Annotated in this window: 22 protein-coding genes and 1 pseudogene; 7 read left to right on the top strand and 16 right to left on the bottom strand. The window is 36.3% G+C overall.

Features of this window, described 5'->3' with window-relative positions; genetic code table 11:
* Positions 1-118: 118 nt before the first annotated feature.
* From MHB65_RS10940 to MHB65_RS10900, 9 genes are all read right to left on the bottom strand, one after another.
* Positions 119-679 carry a DUF4256 domain-containing protein gene (locus tag MHB65_RS10940; RefSeq protein WP_342443476.1) on the bottom strand — a complete coding sequence of 187 codons (561 nt, stop codon included), beginning with the start codon at positions 677-679 and terminating at the stop codon, positions 119-121.
* Positions 680-697: 18 nt separating this feature from the next.
* Positions 698-985, bottom strand: a complete 288-nt coding sequence (locus tag MHB65_RS10935) for an RNA polymerase alpha subunit C-terminal domain-containing protein (RefSeq protein WP_342443724.1) — start codon at positions 983-985, stop codon at positions 698-700.
* A gap of 66 nt (positions 986-1,051) precedes the next feature.
* Positions 1,052-2,404 (bottom strand): hypothetical protein, encoded by a 1,353-nt coding sequence (locus MHB65_RS10930; RefSeq protein ID WP_342443475.1) that lies wholly within the window; start codon positions 2,402-2,404, stop codon positions 1,052-1,054.
* Positions 2,405-2,649: 245 nt separating this feature from the next.
* The gene (locus MHB65_RS10925) at positions 2,650-2,838 is read right to left on the bottom strand and encodes a hypothetical protein (protein ID WP_342443474.1); all 189 of its coding nucleotides are present in this window, start codon (positions 2,836-2,838) and stop codon (positions 2,650-2,652) included.
* A gap of 186 nt (positions 2,839-3,024) precedes the next feature.
* Positions 3,025-3,477, bottom strand: a complete 453-nt coding sequence (locus MHB65_RS10920; protein WP_342443473.1) for an NUDIX pyrophosphatase — start codon at positions 3,475-3,477, stop codon at positions 3,025-3,027.
* A gap of 91 nt (positions 3,478-3,568) precedes the next feature.
* Positions 3,569-3,982, bottom strand: coding sequence for a hypothetical protein (locus MHB65_RS10915; protein WP_342443472.1), 414 nt, complete (start codon positions 3,980-3,982; stop codon positions 3,569-3,571).
* Positions 3,983-4,123: 141 nt separating this feature from the next.
* Positions 4,124-5,068, bottom strand: a complete 945-nt coding sequence (locus MHB65_RS10910; protein WP_342443471.1) for an alpha/beta hydrolase — start codon at positions 5,066-5,068, stop codon at positions 4,124-4,126.
* Positions 5,069-5,196: 128 nt separating this feature from the next.
* The gene (locus MHB65_RS10905; protein ID WP_342443470.1) at positions 5,197-5,619 is read right to left on the bottom strand and encodes a hypothetical protein; all 423 of its coding nucleotides are present in this window, start codon (positions 5,617-5,619) and stop codon (positions 5,197-5,199) included.
* A gap of 51 nt (positions 5,620-5,670) precedes the next feature.
* Positions 5,671-5,964, bottom strand: coding sequence for a hypothetical protein (locus MHB65_RS10900; protein ID WP_342443469.1), 294 nt, complete (start codon positions 5,962-5,964; stop codon positions 5,671-5,673).
* 239 nt (positions 5,965-6,203) lie between these two features.
* Between MHB65_RS10900 and MHB65_RS10895 the strand changes: the two genes are divergently transcribed.
* Positions 6,204-6,329 (top strand): YjcZ family sporulation protein, encoded by a 126-nt coding sequence (locus tag MHB65_RS10895; RefSeq protein WP_205447465.1) that lies wholly within the window; start codon positions 6,204-6,206, stop codon positions 6,327-6,329.
* Between the two features lie 404 nt (positions 6,330-6,733).
* Here MHB65_RS10895 and MHB65_RS10890 read toward each other — a convergent pair whose 3' ends face one another.
* Complete coding sequence (locus MHB65_RS10890; RefSeq protein WP_342443468.1) at positions 6,734-7,615, bottom strand: hypothetical protein; 882 nt, start codon at positions 7,613-7,615, stop codon at positions 6,734-6,736.
* A 133-nt stretch (positions 7,616-7,748) separates the two neighbouring features.
* Between MHB65_RS10890 and MHB65_RS10885 the strand changes: the two genes are divergently transcribed.
* The 3 genes from MHB65_RS10885 to MHB65_RS10875 all read left to right on the top strand — a co-directional run bounded on the left by MHB65_RS10885 (position 7,749) and on the right by MHB65_RS10875 (position 9,920).
* On the top strand, positions 7,749-8,387 hold the full coding sequence (locus tag MHB65_RS10885) for a hypothetical protein (RefSeq protein WP_342443467.1): 639 nt from the start codon (positions 7,749-7,751) through the stop codon (positions 8,385-8,387).
* 380 nt (positions 8,388-8,767) lie between these two features.
* Entirely contained in the window at positions 8,768-9,034 is a 267-nt protein-coding gene (locus MHB65_RS10880; protein WP_342443466.1) for a hypothetical protein, read from the top strand.
* A 475-nt stretch (positions 9,035-9,509) separates the two neighbouring features.
* Complete coding sequence (locus MHB65_RS10875; RefSeq protein WP_342443465.1) at positions 9,510-9,920, top strand: DUF3888 domain-containing protein; 411 nt, start codon at positions 9,510-9,512, stop codon at positions 9,918-9,920.
* A 172-nt stretch (positions 9,921-10,092) separates the two neighbouring features.
* On the opposite strand, the gene MHB65_RS10870 is transcribed toward MHB65_RS10875, so the two are convergent.
* From MHB65_RS10870 to MHB65_RS10860, 3 genes are all read right to left on the bottom strand, one after another.
* Positions 10,093-10,230, bottom strand: coding sequence for a hypothetical protein (locus MHB65_RS10870; RefSeq protein ID WP_205443178.1), 138 nt, complete (start codon positions 10,228-10,230; stop codon positions 10,093-10,095).
* Positions 10,231-10,380: 150 nt separating this feature from the next.
* Positions 10,381-11,379 carry a hypothetical protein gene (locus MHB65_RS10865; RefSeq protein WP_342443464.1) on the bottom strand — a complete coding sequence of 333 codons (999 nt, stop codon included), beginning with the start codon at positions 11,377-11,379 and terminating at the stop codon, positions 10,381-10,383.
* The gene (locus tag MHB65_RS10860; RefSeq protein WP_205443176.1) at positions 11,366-11,716 is read right to left on the bottom strand and encodes a PadR family transcriptional regulator; all 351 of its coding nucleotides are present in this window, start codon (positions 11,714-11,716) and stop codon (positions 11,366-11,368) included. The genes MHB65_RS10865 and MHB65_RS10860 overlap by 14 nt, the downstream gene beginning before the upstream one ends.
* 571 nt (positions 11,717-12,287) lie before the next feature.
* Between MHB65_RS10860 and MHB65_RS10855 the strand changes: the two genes are divergently transcribed.
* Positions 12,288-12,809 carry a YwhD family protein gene (locus MHB65_RS10855; RefSeq protein WP_342443463.1) on the top strand — a complete coding sequence of 174 codons (522 nt, stop codon included), beginning with the start codon at positions 12,288-12,290 and terminating at the stop codon, positions 12,807-12,809.
* Complete coding sequence (locus MHB65_RS10850; RefSeq protein ID WP_205443173.1) at positions 12,809-13,045, top strand: ferredoxin family protein; 237 nt, start codon at positions 12,809-12,811, stop codon at positions 13,043-13,045. Before MHB65_RS10855 ends, MHB65_RS10850 begins: the two co-directional genes overlap by 1 nt.
* Before the next feature lie 93 nt (positions 13,046-13,138).
* Here the strand turns inward: MHB65_RS10850 and MHB65_RS10845 are convergent.
* Both MHB65_RS10845 and MHB65_RS10840 read right to left on the bottom strand, forming a co-directional pair.
* Positions 13,139-13,462: pseudogene (locus MHB65_RS10845) on the bottom strand (ABC transporter permease); the annotation flags it as partial.
* 6 nt (positions 13,463-13,468) lie between these two features.
* The gene (locus tag MHB65_RS10840) at positions 13,469-13,864 is read right to left on the bottom strand and encodes a pyrimidine dimer DNA glycosylase/endonuclease V (protein ID WP_342443462.1); all 396 of its coding nucleotides are present in this window, start codon (positions 13,862-13,864) and stop codon (positions 13,469-13,471) included.
* A 75-nt stretch (positions 13,865-13,939) separates the two neighbouring features.
* Here MHB65_RS10840 and MHB65_RS10835 point away from each other — a divergent pair, with 75 nt between their 5' ends.
* Positions 13,940-14,401, top strand: coding sequence for a GNAT family N-acetyltransferase (locus MHB65_RS10835; protein ID WP_342443461.1), 462 nt, complete (start codon positions 13,940-13,942; stop codon positions 14,399-14,401).
* 193 nt (positions 14,402-14,594) lie between these two features.
* On the opposite strand, the gene MHB65_RS10830 is transcribed toward MHB65_RS10835, so the two are convergent.
* Entirely contained in the window at positions 14,595-16,367 is a 1,773-nt protein-coding gene (locus tag MHB65_RS10830; protein WP_342443460.1) for an oleate hydratase, read from the bottom strand.
* Between the last annotated feature and the right edge of the window lie 71 nt (positions 16,368-16,438).

The raw sequence follows: 16,438 nt of genomic DNA, 5'->3' as shown, positions 1-16,438 counted from the left end.
TCCGAATAAATTTTAAAAACGCTACTCAATGTGAGTAGCGCTTGAAAAATCAATTAAGAAGTATAGTTTTAAATTTAATTAAACGATAATAAACTCCAAAATAAGATAGAATTTCAAATTAAACTCTTAACGACCCACGGAAGCCTCTTGCGGCGTAGTAGGATTCTGCTCCATTGTGGTACATAAAGACCATGTCATAGCGACGGTCGCAGAAGATGGCACCGCCGAGCTTGCGAATGTTGTCAGGTGTTTGTACCCAGCTCGATGTTTTTAAATCGAATTTGCCAAGCTCCTGCAGATGGCGATATTGCTCCTCTGTTAACAGCTCAATGCCTATGTCCTTGGCAACGTCCATAGCCGTGTTTTCAGGCTTATGATTTTTTCTAGCTTCCCATGCTTCACGGTCGTAGCATAAACTTCTGCGTCCTTTAGGGCTTTCCGCTGAACAATCATAGAAAATGAACTCGTCCGTGTTTGCATCATAGCCTACTACATCTGGTTCACCGCCTGTTACTTCCATTTCGTGGAGTGACCATAGTTTTTCCATATTAGCCTCTAGCTTAGCTTGAACATTTGCCCAGTCAAGCCCTTCATGACGAGACGGATTTTTCTCAAAGCGAGCTTGCAAAGTATTGATTAGTCCCTCGCGTTGCTCTTGTGATAATTCCTTCGTTGTCATCGTTGTCTTCCCCCTCGCTTATTTAAATGACAAGCCTTCTTCCTCCAATGATGATCTCATAGTCGGTAAGGAGGCTGGTCCAATACCATGCATTTTTACTATGTCCTTTTCCGTATACGTAGATAGTTTTTCCAACGTATCGATGCCTGCGTGCAGCAATGCATTTCTTGCAGGTGAACTCAGTTTGGAAAGGAAGCCACTACTCGGTTTATTTTCCTGATCACAGGTAGGGCAGCTTGGACAATCTGTGCTTTTGTAAAATGTATGCCCTTTTTCGCAAACTTTTAGCCTTTTTTCTGCCAACATCATCCCTCCAAACCTTATGCTATTGTCCATTTTAACATATTTTATCGAGGGAATTGCTAGCGGAACTTAGAAGGCCTCGATTTCTTGATCTGTTAAGTTTTGTGCACCCATATATTGAACTTTCGGTGCCCCATCCATATATTTCACGACCGCATATCTTTGGATCTCTGGTTTTAACCAAATGCGTGCTTCCTTCGGCCAACCCGCAATATCCTTCGCAAACATTTCTTCTGCTGTGATATTTGTATCTTTCGAGAGCGAATATTCAGTATTATTAAATTCATTATCTAAAATGGTCACATAGTATAAATCATCTCTGACTTTATAGACATCTTGAAAATGGCGGTCAATTGCATCGAAATAAAAACCAGTTGGATAGATATAAAACTCCCCTGCTTCATAAGCTATAATGGACTGACTTTCTCTGGATGGGAAATTCATATTCTCTATATCTAAGTCAACGCCAAATGTTTCTTTGTATTTTGCTTTGACCGTTGCCCCATCAAAAACCATTTCACCCATGTCGGAATACTCATGGTCAAGATTGTACTTTTGAATAACATCTAACACTAAAAATTGGACAACTTCACTGGCGTGATGATGAATGCGTCTCGTTGTACTAAATTCATCTAAGGCCTTAATGATTTCCTCCCTTTTGTTCTTCTCTAGTAATTCTTCTTGTCCAACAATACTATTTACGCTCGGTGCGAGGGCAGCAAGGACTTTGCCTACATTACTAGCTGGACTTGTATAATCGAAACCGTATTTTTTCTCTGAAAAATTACTAATCAGGATGGAACGTTCCTCTCCAGCATATGGGGCAAAAGCTGTGTCATATGTAGCTTGATCTGTTTCTTTACCATTTAAAATATAGTCGATAGCACCTTCATTATTATCAATTGTAAAACCAGTTATAGCTAGCTCCATTGCTGAGTTATTTGGCTCCTTTGCATAAATCCATGTCTTGTCAACCGTAATCCCCTGACTTGTTTGATTGGAGAACATTTTGATGAACGTCCGACCATCCTGACCTTTGACTAAAGACACATTCATATCACAGGCCGAACAGACCAATTGATCAACTTCGCTTGAAAAAGATAGAATGGCGCTTTCACCGTTCGCATTTCCCGTCCAAATTTCTTGGATATAATTATCCTTATTTCGATGTGTATATGCAGATACTGGGTAGTCTGTTCCCTTCATGAAGGCATAAACCTCATGAACCCCATCATTATCAAAATCCACCAATTCCGAATATAAAACGCCCCGATTATACTCATTTTCAGCAAATGTTTGCATATCGTATGTATAACCTAATGTCTCAACGGCCTCAGATAATTTTTCATATAATTGACGCTCTACTATCTGCTTCTCCTGTGTTAACGTAGATGCCGCTTCTTGTTCCACGCTAGCCTCCACCACAGGCTCCTCCTTGGCTTGATTCGAACATCCACACATCAATACCATGAAGAATAATAACAACCAACTTTTTTTCATATCAACCTTCAACCTTTCAACACGATGTAATATCTATGTTATTTTTCTATATTTACTACTTTATACCAATACAAGAGTGCTGTAAGTAATAAAGTTTTGATATATCCTCTACTAAAAATGGCAAATGAAAAAACACCCTAAAGGATGTTCGTAAAGGAAATCACACGCTACTCATCAAAAAAATCTGTTAAGAAGAATGGTTGAATCCCACCCTCTCTAAATAAATATTTGATGGGATGAATCGCTTGAACAAAGCGGCTGTTTGGAATGAATATTTTCTCTCTAAGTTCTTGAAACAGCGTTGCCTCAATTTCAGGAAACCATTCTTCATAGCTTACTCCCTTTTGTTCAATCAAAATTACAATTATCACGATGGTGTAAAGTAACTTTTGAATACTTCAATCAAGCTTAACCCTATTCTAAGTAAGGACGGGGTTAAAAATATGGTTGTTTAATTTTTTATGTAAGATACTTTACTACTAGAAATATAACAGCTAATTTTTTCTTCAAAAATTAACTTACGTATTTTCTTTCACAAACTTTTACTTGGTGTTAAGCCGATTTAATAACCTTTTGTTCAATTCCCATAACGCCGTTTTATTGCTATCCCATTTCAAAAGCGTTACTGCTTCTTCAAAACATAACCATTTGTAGCTGAGGTGCTCTTTTGATAAAGATATATCTTTTGTAGGAACGTTAACACCAAAAGAAAGTTCTTTCAATACATAAACATCTTCTCCCCAAAGGAAGTTCCCCACTACATCTTCTACCGGTAATGAAGACATAGAATCTAATTCAATATATGGATAATCTCTTGTAATCCCAGCCTCTTCAAATGCTTCTCGTTTAGCTGATTCAATAGGTTTCTCCCCCACTTCTCCACCACCAGCTAATCCCTGCCAATATCCATCATCACTTCTCTTAAAAATTGCATATTCAATAGAATTGTCAGTGATTATATAAGGAAATACCAAAACTTGATAAGGTGCCCTCATTGCTTATCTCCTCCCCAAAAAAACCTAAAAATAAATTTGACCTTTCTTCGTGTAAAAACCCTGTTAGTTGAAATGTATACAGGACAGGGAATTACTTTATTAATTCTTCTCCTGTTAAAATTTCATATAGATTTGCTGAATCTTGCTTTGTTAATTTCACATATTTATCGCTATCCGTAACAATTTCTACATTTTCACCGTTTTGGATAACCCAAAGTGAATACGAGGCTATTTTGTTTTCACTACTGTTCTTAAACGGAAATTGAAATTGGTAATCAGCATAGCGTGTCATTTCTACTTTTTTATCTTCCCAATTAGCATTTTTCACTAGATCTATTGCTTTTTCCACCCGTTTACTTTGATTGACTTCTTTAAATTCTTCAAAAATATTTTCTTTACCAGTTCGTTTCTGCACAGTTATTTTTTGCCCAACCATTTCATTCAAACAACCCGCAGTAACTAACAAAACCGCTAATAGGGAAAATAATAATATTATTTTTTTCAACCTGTGTCCCCCCTTTCTTATAGCATTAAACTACTCAGTTAGTCTAATAAAGAAAAAAAGAGCTGCATTTGCAACTCAATATTAGTTAATTAATGCGTCCGATTGCTGAACATTAGATCTACATAAAAAGTTACATATTCGCTAATAACGATGTAAACTTTCTATAAACGCCTCTGATTCCTCAGCTATTCGCTCATAGTCAATACTATGAACATAGTGAGAAGAATCTAACTCAATTAATTTACCTTTATCAATCCTTTTAATAAAGTCATTTTGAATTCCATTCCACTTTTGATTGTCAAAACCAGTCCCCTCACCATTAGATGAAAACAAAAGTGTAGGAATGTTCGGGATTCCAACATTTTTGACTTTTTGTGCATTTGCTTTTATATGATGTATTTCATTGACCATATCTTTAGTCAATGTTCTTCGATAAAAAATTACTTTATACAACGCTTTCTCTTCATCTGTTAAATTCCCATATTTTATTGCGTCACTTTCCGAAAGATTTGGAATCCACCTGATTAAACCAGTATTTGCAGTTAAAGCACCTAATCGAACAAGGAACATATTGATAGCTAATTCTTCATATACAGCTGGAACAGCCATATCTAATCCAATAATAGCTTTTATTTCATCAGGGTCGTCTTGCGCCCATTTCAAGGCTTCAATGCCAGACATAGAATGAGGGAATAAAATATACGGTCCTTCAATTCCTGATTTAAAAAGAGCTTCTTTTGTTTCAGCTAGAATTGTATCAATATCTCGATCAGTATCTGTAACTTCGCTAAATCCATAACCTGCCTTTTCAACAACAACAATTTTATATTGATCGCTCAACAAAGAATAAAGTGATTTAAAATCTAATACAGGTGAGCTCGTACCACCACCAGACATAAAAACAAGAGTATCTTCTCCTTTTCCTTCTGTATAAACATGCATTTGATGACCATTAACTTCTACAAGTTGCCCAATTGGAACAAATCGTTCTTCTTCTTTTGACAATTGTATTTTATGATTAATAAAGCTCACAGTAAGAATCAACACAAAAAACGAAATGATTATTGTAAATATGATCAACATCATACGTTTAAATCCCCTTTTCATATTTCTCACCTATATTCTTCATTTTATAGCAAATTGCTCGCTCCCCTTATCCTGTCCAAGAGAATAACTGACTAGTGTTGCAATCGTGTCCTGCACTGCTTATACAATTAGTTATCGGTCATTTTACACATATAATATTTCGAAACAGCCTGAATGGTTAGAATGCAACTAATCAAAGTCGATAATAAAAGTTCCATTGCTTCTTGCTGATTCCATATAAGTTCATGTCGCATGAGCAAATAAAAACCACTTGCCAACGCATGGCAGGCAAATAGACTTCCCCAAATCGCTGCCTTGGACCTTTTATAAACCTTACTGCCCCTTAAATACCTCATATACAAAAAACAAGCAACACCTATTCCTATGATAAACAGTGATGTCTGCGCAAAGGAGGATGTCACGGTCATCGGTTTTTCATTTGGCATATCCACATAGAGAAGGTTACCTAGGTGAATCATGTTAAAAATCAGTAGACAAATCAGCACATATAAAAAGAATAGCCATTCAGCTATCATCATGAACCATCTCATTCTTTTTGTCTCTACCATCTTAGTCTAATAACCTTTCATTCTTTTTATTTACTATATATCTACAAAATAATCTCTCGCTATGAAAATCGCACGGTACATTTCTGACCATGGAATGGTATCTTCACAGCGATCACATTCTACATAAAGATTCGGTAGTAAACCCTTATCTAACAAGACATCCCATTGCCTATTGCTTAATTGATCTGGTCCATTTTTTATAACAGCCATAATGATTACCAATACTTCCCCATCATAAATTCGATTGAATTTCACTAATTCTTTTAAATAAGCGATACATTTAGTCGGTTCACTTAGGATTTTTTGCTTTAGTTTTTCCCTTCGCATGTAACTCCCGCTTTCTTTTCTAACTTCATTCGCAAAAATAACATATCACTCTCTAATTATGTAAAAAAATTAAAATTAAGTAAATGAAAAAACTTATTCTCTTAAAGTGATAGGCAAGAAAGTTTTCAGCATTTTTTCAAACCATAGGGTAAATACCATTTCTCCTTTCTGCCAGCATACATATTATATGTTGTAGAAAGGAGGGATTTTCAGTGGGATACAACGGAAACGTAGGTAACATCAACAACAGCTGCTATTATGGCGGCGGCGACTCTGGCGGTGGCGGCTATTACGGTTCAACATTCGTATTAATCGTCGTTCTATTCATTCTTTTAATCATTGTTGGCGCTTCTTTCATGTACTAATCATCCCAATTAGCACCTAACCTTTTACAGACTTCTATAGTCATGTAAGGTCATTCTAGCCATTTTATAAGGGTCGCTTTTACCAGCCTAGTGACCCTTTTCCTTTTCAGACAGGCGTGCGATAATGAAATCTGAAATGGTAAATGGAGGTGAACCCTACATGTGGAGAGTAATAAAAGGATTACTAGGCATCGCCTTGATTATGGTTGGTCCTATGTTGATTGTTATTACGGTTGACGATACAGTATTTCTCAAAAATATATTATTAAGAATCATTGGTGGTCTGTGCGTTTTACTTGGCGTTCATTTATTACATAAACAATTTCATCCGAATTCATACAAAAGTAAACCTAGGTACTCAAAATAAAGAGCACTTGGGTATACTTTTTAATTTAGAAAAAAAATTATTCCTTCTCAAAATATTTTGGATCTATTTGAAGAAGAATTGTATTCATATCATAAAAATTTTCTGATTTAAATTTATCCTCATGAGTAAATCCTTGTTGATTTTGAATAAATGCTAACCAGTCCTTTTCTAACTCACTACTATTTCCCCCATAAACTTCCTCTATTTTTTTTGCTAGTTCTTTCTCGTTGTAGATTTGTTCAAACTTTTCAAGTCCATAGGTATCAATTAAATATGTAACAAATGAAGCCGCATGCGTGTAGCTCATCTCCATCAGGACTTGATTCTCTTTTTGATTTGATAGTTCTGGGCGAAAATAGACATCATCTTGATTTGGATCAATTAACTTACTAATGGGAATTAACTTATCTGAATCCAAATAATGCTTTATGTATTTTTCAAAGTATAATTTATTTTTTCCATATTGATCCTCCATATAACTCGCAAAACCCTCTTGCGTAACATAGCCATGGTCTGATTGGAAATTATTTCCATAACCAAGTAAAGAATGGGTCATTTCATGGACTAGTGGATAGATATCTTCATTAACGCCAACGAGTTCGATTTTCGATGCACCGCCCCAAGATAGACCGTCTTCCATAAACCATACGTTGATGTGCTCGGATGGCGTGTAGGAAGTATGTATAGAATCCTTTATATGGTCATATGCCGTCACAATTTCATCCTTTATAGCCTCTACTTTTTCTTGTGGAACACCTATCTCATTCTTAATCTCAAAGGTTATTTTGCCATCCTTTGTCACCACAATATTTTCATCGTTTTTCGCTTCCTGTATTTGATCTTTAGGTTGAACGGTTTCCGCTGTACAGGCTGTTAATAGCAATGTACATAGAAGGATTGCGCCTCTCCATCTAGCCATAATTTCCTCCTAAAAAGTATTTTCCAATTTATACGAAACGTAAAAACCAAAAGTTTCAATCCCAAAAGAAAAATAAGGAAAATTAGACAAAATTATTTATACTATTGGTAGATAAGGCAAAAAGGAGGACGCAATGAACAAAAGTAAATCTATTCATTACAACTCACGCTATGGCTGGGATTTAAATGATGATGCAAATTTAGAAATGCGGTTATTCGCCAAAGCACAACGCAAACAAGTAACCATTCTCAGCTATGGGTGTGACTTAGATCATCACACAATAAAAAAAATTGCTCGGCATTACCTCCATAGGAAAAAACCTGACGCAGCAGAAGAAACACTTGAAATAAGATATGATACATATGATGCTAATTCTAGTAAACATGAAGAGAGTCAATACTATTGGAAAACCTATTTCATTAGTGAAAGAACATTCGCTGCTTTTCTACAAGCGCTACATCGATTACCTGGTACGCATATTCGCTGTGAATTTAATGTGCGGGGACATTTTGAGGTGATTTTAAATGGTGTGGAATTTTCTACACGCGTATTAAAAACCCTTGATTTTCCATCTATGTATAAGGAGGATTTAAACGGACGCTATCTTTTATTTATCGATACAGAATCACCTGATAATGAAATGATACGTCATAAAATACACTTGCTCCCTAAAGAGCTACAAAGTCTTTCACTTCCTTTAGATAGTTCACCGCTACTGTGGGAACTATTAGTAAAGGACTGGATAACAGCCATTCTTCGATACGAAGTGTAAACTTTAGCTTATTCAAGATGATGGACTATAAAACCAAGTAGTCTTACGCCACAGCGTAATTGCGTCCAGATTTTTTTTGAGCTTGCTCGAAAAGCTCTTCTTCAAAATCTGTGATATCCGCTGGGGCTTTAATCTTGATTCAGTCGATGTTTGGACACCCAAAGAGAACAATTTATGCATTCATCTCACCACCTATAGAGGTGGGTATTTTCTGCTAAATCAAAATAAATAGTAGTGTTAAGCGAATTCATTTAACATAGCACCTCCCGATTTGTTACGAAGGGGCACTTTCATCGGTGCCCCTTCTATTTTTTGGTTATTGCACACTTCATCGCCATCCATTACGATAGAATTTATTCGTTATGACGGGATGTGGAATTATGTTAGAATTTATTGTTAATTTTTTATCCAATACCTATGTTGGACAACCAACTTTACATACAAGAAAAATTGATCAAAATATAGCAAGGCTACAACAATATGATTGGTTTCAGACCATTTATTATGATGATCAGTATCGCAGCTTATTTTTTGCGAATCGTCACGTCAGAAAATATCTTCAAAGCACTATTCGTGTCAAGAGAATGATGAAGAAAAAGCAGGCGCAAGCGCGGTTTATCCGATTTTTAAATAAGCAATTAAAATAGAAGCCTACAAATTGGTTGTTTACGGTGAAATAGCACTTAGCTAATTTCTATGAGGTCCATTTTCAATCATCATCATCTTTCATACTAGCCGTAGTGTGGAGAAGTGATGCGTGACAACACCACTCCATAAAGAGTAGTGAAGACCTTCATTTTATTTGAAAACCTTTGCTAAAAAGTTAACATTTTTAAGAGTTGGAGTGGAAGGCTACTTGACTCCCGTGTGATCGCGAGACAGACGAGCCTCTAAACGGAGCGATAGGCTCGGCGCTCGCCCACAGGAAAGCAAGTAGCCTGCAATGGAAACCATTTTCACCTTCCACCAAAATTCTATGGATGGTTATGTTATTTGTTTTTATATATCGCAAGCATATAGTGTTGAGCTACTCTACATCGGTACTTCAATAATACATACTTCATTCAATAAAGGTAACAATACAATGCATTAGGTAAAGATCACAAAGAGGTGTAGAAGAAAATGAAAAAGATGTTACTCGTCTTTATACTCCCCCTTATACTTGTTACTTCTTTTCAAACAATATCCGCTTCAACAGCTGAACCAACACAGGATTCTAACGAACTGAGATTACAGGATATGCTCATGCTATTGCTTACTCCTTATATTGAAAAAGATTTGACCAATTATTATTCAAACATTAGAAAGGATGTTTCCCCTCATGTTACTCCTTGGAAAATTGAAGTGATTGAAACAAAAAGAAATCATTTCCGAGGTTTTAAATTGCAAATTACTTTTGAAATTGAACCTACGGATGGTGGACAGTGGATTCCAATAGGGAAGGATCGGATGACCTATGAAATATCTGCAGGACCTGAGGTTAAATTAATCCATCACACGCACCTAAAGACGTATAAATATCCACCAGAATAATACCTTCCCATTAAAATCACTTGCTTGTCCCTTTATTTAATGTCATGCGATTTTTTTCATCTGTGGTAGATTTAATCATAAAAGCACCCTGTCAAAGCTAGATTTTGTGTCTTACTTTGATGGGGTATTTCATCGTTATATTGGTTGACTAAACTGTTCATGGACTATCAATTTATTTTCTATCTCTTATTTCTTCTAGTATTTCTATTATGCGATTGTTTTGCTTTTCAATCGATTTTAACCTTTTTTCAATGATGCTTGAAGAGAAAAACACAATTAGTACAATCGCTATTCCAATTAGTAAATCCATTTTGATTCCCCCATTATCGATGTCAATTTACTTCATACTACATACGTTTCATAAGACGAGTTGAATAAAAAAAAGATGGCTCTATATGGAGGCCATCTTAAAGTAAAGTATCCGTGGTTGCATATTAATTGAATGATTAACAACGATGAATTAACGGATTCGAGCCTTACGGAAGCCATCGAATATACTGATTGCGGCATATACAACAAATATAATGATTACGCCGCCAACTATCCATATTTCAAATTGCTTAGTTGATGTGCTAAATAAATGACTCATGTACGTAATAAATTCTTGGTTCATTAAATTCGGATTACTTACTATCACAATGGATACAACGGTTGCGAAAAGCTCCACAATTGTATGAAAGATTGCCACTTTTTTCGTCCATTGCCCTTTCAGTAATTTGTAGAGACCTAACCCAATTTCGAGAGCAATGACAACGAGCACAATGGGCCAATAACGAAGTAAAACATCCTGATTGAAAGCTGGCATTACGAATCTGAGTCCATCCCCACCACCTTCATATACACCTAATAGGTGATTTGCATAAAAATAAAAAGTTGCCCAAATGGCCGTCCACATTAAATAGCCAAATACTTCGAGCTTCGTAATCGCTTTTTTCTTCGGAATATAAATGACGGTTTTTAAATCCTCAGGGGTCCATTTTTTAAGACTTGCTGACAATGGATACTGCTCTTTTCCTTTATCTGTTCGTTCAATAATGGCGAAAACGAGCGTTAGCCAGAAAAAGACGTTGATTCCTACTTCGATGATTCTCCATATTCCTTCACTGATTATCGTGATGACAACATTAAGAATCGCTTCTTCTCCAGCAAAACCAATAAAGTATTCAGCAATCATCGAGATCACTGCAACGACAGCGGCAATTGGAATAATCATTTTTAATAACGAGATGTATACATCAAAATAGCGTGGGCCAATTAAATGCATGGGTTGATCTCGATAACCACTCGCTAATGCTGCTGGGTTTCCTAATTTCTCAAGAACATCCTTTACATCATCCTCATTGTAATCATCAGGCAACATATCCCCAATCGTTGATCGTAACTCAAGTGCGATATCCTCACGATTTTTTTCAGGCAGCCTCCGCGTGACTTCTTGAATATAAATTTCAGTCAGATTCATCTTTATCCTCATCTCCTTTTAGTAACTCATAAAGTTCTTTTGAATTATTAATCCATTCTCTTTTCAATTGCAAAAAGACTTCTAATCCATAGTCACTTAATACATAATACTTGCGCGGTCTACTCTCTGATGTTTCCCAGCTACTCGTCACTAACTCCTGTTTTTCTAAACGGCGAAGCAATGGATATAAGGTACTTTGATCGATGTTAATGCCCGAATCCTCTAATAATTGAACAAGTGAATACCCATACTGGGGTGTTCGTAATTGACTTAAAACGGCTAATGTCAGCGTTCCTCTCCTAAGTTCTGTCGTTAATGAATTCAGTAACGTACTCATTCACTCACCTCAATTCCACTTACTATATGACATACACTGTATAACTTATACTATGTATCGTACACTATTGTTGTTACAACAACAAGCAATTTTAATTTCCTTTATAGAAAAAATGCTGTTTTTCAACACAGAAAGGTGCTCAGAGGTGATTCGAGCTGACTTGGTTTCAAACATTGGTTGGCAGGAAAGATCTGCGTTCCGTTAATTAAAGGTCGAACCACTTTATTATTGTGAAATTTCCAATACATAACACTTCAGACATTAGTCTGAAGACAAGAAATGACAATAGACTGTATATTGTATTTATACTTTTTAACGATAAAAGTATTAGGATAAATCCTAGACAACCATTACGTATAGAAAAAAATTACTACTAAAACGTTCAAGTATCTTAATTTATAAAAACTATACGTAATGTGTTTGTTAGATTTGTACTCGAAAAATGACCAACAGGTAGAACATCTTGTACAACGGAACGTACAGTGATATTTTTATGCCCTTTTGCTATGGATAAAACTGTATGTTCAGACCGATTAACTATTTGAAATACAAAAGTGTCGAGGTGATTTCTATGAAAGAGAAAATGCATTTTACAATTTTAAGTAACGATTCAACTGACGGAGATGGAGGTTACGGAGTAGGTACCCTTGATCTAAATAATGTAACGTCAATTATTATAGATTGTGAAAAAGAGCACGTGTTTATAGATTTAGAAGCCTTACACGGACGAAGTCAAATTGAAAAAAAAGTTCGCTTTTCCCCAGATCTAGCTCATGCTAGCAACGATTATTCTCGTTATTGGATAGTGTGGGTAGCGATTCAGGTTAATCAAAATGGCCCTTATTATGCGGGATGTACCGCAAGTGAAGTACGGGTATCAAAGGAAGAACGCCGTATCAAGCTTGGCTATAAATCTTTGCCAGAACAAGTAAATTATTTAGATAAGGCACTGAAAGGGAAATTTCTCTTGCAGCATATAGACAGTAATTCAAAAAAACTACTCAATCAGTTTTTATCTGGATTTAATGAAGCGTATTGGCAACACTCACCTGAAGAATTGAAACAACAATTGTCTGTATGGGAGGATTTATAATGGCATTTGTCATTACAGAATTATGTAGGGATGAAAAAGCGGCTGTCTGTTTGGATGTTTGTCCAGTAAATTGCATTGTTATGACAGATACCCAATATGTAATTGATCCCGATCTTTGCATTGATTGTGGCGCCTGTGAATTAGTTTGTCCAGTAGAAGCGATTTATTTTGAGGATGAGTTGCCTTCTGAATATCAGTCAGCAACCCTGCTAGCACGCAATCATTTTCGAAACTAAATTGATATAAATTGAATAGAAGCGAGAATGTCCTACCTAAAAAAAGCCGATTTCCTATACAATAAGAAATCGACTTTTTCGATAATGATGTACTTATCCTAACTGGCGTTTAAATTGTGTAATGGCGAAGAAGTAAGCGAAGACCATGATGCCGACGCACCACATAAGAGCGAGCCAGATATCGTTACTAACAGCCCCTTCATATAAGAGGGCACGTATCGCATTCACGATTGAGGTAACAGGCTGGTTCTCAGCAAACGCACGGATAATTTTAGGCATGGTTTCAGTGGGAACAAAAGCCGAACTGATAAAAGGTAGGAAAATTAGCGGGTACGAGTAGGCTGTTGCTCCCTCCATAGACCCTGCTGCCAATCCAGGAATAATTGCCAACCATGTCAGTGCTAGCGTAAATAGCCCTCCTAGTTACAGCTCGTTATTTACATATGTGCATAATTGCTGATACATTTCCTCTTCATAATCCTTCTGGCCTCTTATAAATTTCTCCTTTAAATTATAAAAACAAATTTCAAGATATTCCTGATTATGATGCTGCTGAAAGGGTTTCCTCGCTTTTACTGGTCCTAATCCATCAAAGTAGTGATTCATTTTTTCGTAGGTTCGAATTTGATAGCCCCGCTTCTTCATTTCATCCATGACTTTTTCGGTATACAAATACAAGTCGTCTTTCGGGTATTCGTATAGATAATTAATCAAAATATGCTGATCCTCTTTAGCAAAGATGCTATTTAGCTCTCTCCACTGTGACAGAAGTTGTCCTTTTGGTAGATACGCGATTAAATCTACATGCCATAATCTCATACGTCTTCCCCTTTCTATTAATCAACCATTAATGTAAAATATTACTTACTATACTAAAACTGACGGAGGGATAGTATGGCAATAAAAACTGCAACGCTCGAAGAAATTCCACAAATTGAGCGTTTATACCAAGCGCTTTTTTTAGAAATGTCCATTCTACAACCTAAATATATCAAACCTGCCAAACAAGATGCCAACTTTATCAGGTATACAATCATTGAAGATGATTCAGATATTTTAATCGCAACAGTAGAGAACGAAGTAGTAGGCTTTTTGCTTATTCAAGAAACAACGACCCCACCCTACTCTTGTTTGGTTGAACACAAATATGCCTTTATTGTTGATGTGATAGTTGAAAAATCTTACCAAAGCAAAGGAATTGGATCTGCTTTATTAGATGCAGCGAAAAAATGGGCAGCACATCGTCACTTGGATTATTTGGAGTTAAATGTATTGACTGAAAATAAAGGGGCTAAATCCTTATATGAAAAACATGGGTTCAAGGATACGAACCAGACGATGCGTTTAGCATTTTAGGTATGTGATGAGAAAGAAGGGATTTCAATGGAAGAAATGAAAACCGTACAAAAGAAAGCCAACCTCATAGTGCCTGTCTTTATTGGCATGGGGTTAGGTGCGTTTATCGGTTTACTTGCCTATGTAAAAGATTGGCTATAAAAAAAATAGACAAAGCTCCTCAAACGGCTTTGTCTATTTTTCTGCTAAAACACTAGATTAATTTACTTTCTTTCAGTAAATCATAAATGATTGTATCTTTTGTTTTGTGAATACCCAATTTACCGATTTGCTTTAAGATAAATGGTGCATCAATATCTGTTAATTTTTTGCCATCCAGTAAACGAGCCGTTGAAGCTAACAACGTGCGAACATCAAAGGCAGATGCAAATACTTCTGGCACTCCACGATCAATCGTTAATAATTGATAGACTGCCTCCATCGCAGTTCTTACTGAATATTCAGTGGTAAAGACTGTATCTCTTGCTGTTTCACTAAAATTGCCAATGAAGGCTAGGTTAGCAGATCCTTCTGGCACAACTAGTGGACGATCGCCCATTGCTCTTGGCATGAAATAAGAAGTGATGTAAGGCATATAGCATGGAATCGTATTGCAAGAATTTTGCGCAATGTCTGGAATTTCATCCACCGGTACACCCATATGGTATAACCACTCTTGTGCAATCTCAATGCCTGTACATTCCGTAATACTTTTCTTAATAAAATCACCTGGTTTGTTTGATAGTAAGCCATAAATCCAAACAACTAATTGATCCTTTGGTTGATTTTTAAAGTGAGGTTGTCGATTCAATGTATAGCTTAGCATCCAATTAGAATCAGTAGCTGTGACAATCCCTCCTGTTACGACCTTACCAGCGTATGGGTCTCTTTTACTGATTTTTTCAATATAAGGAGCCACACGATCATCTAATGTCGTAAGAGTAGCTGAAACAAACCAGCTTTCTTCTGGAAGATTATCACAGAACTTTTCTGGTCGCCCAAACTCTTCACCTTGGGCAGCGATGTTTTTCCATAGTGACCAGCTGCCACCTAACTCTTTATTTATAGGGGCTGGTGTATTATTATCCCCGTAGGTTGTGCTCTCCGTAATACTACCATTTGTCACAAACACTAACTCATTTTCTGTTAGCTCAATATTCTTTTTCACACCATCTTTTCTTAACACCAATGTATGAGCGACTTTTTTGTCTCCTACCTTATCAACCAATACATTTTCTACAACCGTATTAAATTGGAAATCAACATCATGACTTTCTAAGTATTTAATCATAGGAAGCACGAGTGATTCATACTGATTATATTTTGTAAATTTCAATGCGGATAAGTCTGGTAATCCGCCAATATGATGAATGAAACGCATAATATAACGACGCATTTCCATCGCAGAATGCCATTTTTCAAACGCAAACATAGTGGACCAATAGAGCCAAAAGTTCGATTCAAAAAATTCCTCTGAGAAAACATCTGTGATTTTTTTATCCTCTAATTTTTCCTCAGGGGTAAAGAATAATTTAATCATTTCTTCTGAGGATTGATCGGATAAGGTGAACTTGCCATCATCCTCTAGTCTTTGTCCTCTATCCTGTATTAATCGACATTTTGAATAGTTAGGGTCCTCTTTATTTAGCCAATAAAATTCATCTAAAACCGAAGCATTTTCTACTTCTAACGAAGGAATGGAACGGAATAAATCCCATAGGCATTCAAAATGATCTTCCATTTCACGACCACCGCGAATAATAAACCCTCTCGTCGGATTAAGTATGCCATCAAGACTACCTCCTGAAATATCCAACTCTTCGAGAATATGAATATTCTCTCCTTTCATTTGGCCATCACGAATTAAAAAACATGCCGCTGAAAGCGAGGCTAGTCCCGAACCAATCAGATAAGCAGATTTTGCATCTACCCCTTCAGGTTTTTTAGGACGTGCGAAAGCTTCATAGTTACCATTGCTGTAATACATATTACCGCCTCCTGATTTATTATTCTAATATAGAATAACACAGAACATCGGCCTAATGGTAAATCGAGCTA

It is taken from the genome of Lysinibacillus sp. FSL K6-0075 (genome assembly GCF_038592945.1).
GTDB classification, from domain to species: Bacteria; Bacillota; Bacilli; order Bacillales_A; family Planococcaceae; genus Lysinibacillus; species Lysinibacillus fusiformis_F.
The sequence above is the reverse complement of the archived record's forward strand: the minus strand, read 5'-3'. Positions and strand labels throughout refer to the sequence as shown.

Bases quoted from the DNA above. Each gene is read 5' to 3' on its own strand.
- MHB65_RS10940 (WP_342443476.1), bottom strand. From the start codon at position 679: ATGACAACGAAGGAATTATCACAAGAGCAACGCGAGGGACTAATCAAT.
- MHB65_RS10935 (WP_342443724.1), bottom strand. From the start codon at position 985: ATGTTGGCAGAAAAAAGGCTAAAAGTTTGCGAAAAAGGGCATACATTT.
- MHB65_RS10920 (WP_342443473.1), bottom strand. From the start codon at position 3,477: ATGAGGGCACCTTATCAAGTTTTGGTATTTCCTTATATAATCACTGAC.
- MHB65_RS10910 (WP_342443471.1), bottom strand. From the start codon at position 5,068: ATGATGTTGATCATATTTACAATAATCATTTCGTTTTTTGTGTTGATT.
- MHB65_RS10905 (WP_342443470.1), bottom strand. From the start codon at position 5,619: ATGAGATGGTTCATGATGATAGCTGAATGGCTATTCTTTTTATATGTG.
- MHB65_RS10900 (WP_342443469.1), bottom strand. From the start codon at position 5,964: ATGCGAAGGGAAAAACTAAAGCAAAAAATCCTAAGTGAACCGACTAAA.
- MHB65_RS10890 (WP_342443468.1), bottom strand. From the start codon at position 7,615: ATGGCTAGATGGAGAGGCGCAATCCTTCTATGTACATTGCTATTAACA.
- MHB65_RS10885 (WP_342443467.1), top strand. From the start codon at position 7,749: ATGAACAAAAGTAAATCTATTCATTACAACTCACGCTATGGCTGGGAT.
- MHB65_RS10880 (WP_342443466.1), top strand. From the start codon at position 8,768: ATGTTAGAATTTATTGTTAATTTTTTATCCAATACCTATGTTGGACAA.
- MHB65_RS10875 (WP_342443465.1), top strand. From the start codon at position 9,510: ATGAAAAAGATGTTACTCGTCTTTATACTCCCCCTTATACTTGTTACT.
- MHB65_RS10870 (WP_205443178.1), bottom strand. From the start codon at position 10,230: ATGGATTTACTAATTGGAATAGCGATTGTACTAATTGTGTTTTTCTCT.
- MHB65_RS10865 (WP_342443464.1), bottom strand. From the start codon at position 11,379: ATGAATCTGACTGAAATTTATATTCAAGAAGTCACGCGGAGGCTGCCT.
- MHB65_RS10860 (WP_205443176.1), bottom strand. From the start codon at position 11,716: ATGAGTACGTTACTGAATTCATTAACGACAGAACTTAGGAGAGGAACG.
- MHB65_RS10855 (WP_342443463.1), top strand. From the start codon at position 12,288: ATGAAAGAGAAAATGCATTTTACAATTTTAAGTAACGATTCAACTGAC.
- MHB65_RS10850 (WP_205443173.1), top strand. From the start codon at position 12,809: ATGGCATTTGTCATTACAGAATTATGTAGGGATGAAAAAGCGGCTGTC.
- MHB65_RS10840 (WP_342443462.1), bottom strand. From the start codon at position 13,864: ATGAGATTATGGCATGTAGATTTAATCGCGTATCTACCAAAAGGACAA.
- MHB65_RS10835 (WP_342443461.1), top strand. From the start codon at position 13,940: ATGGCAATAAAAACTGCAACGCTCGAAGAAATTCCACAAATTGAGCGT.
- MHB65_RS10830 (WP_342443460.1), bottom strand. From the start codon at position 16,367: ATGTATTACAGCAATGGTAACTATGAAGCTTTCGCACGTCCTAAAAAA.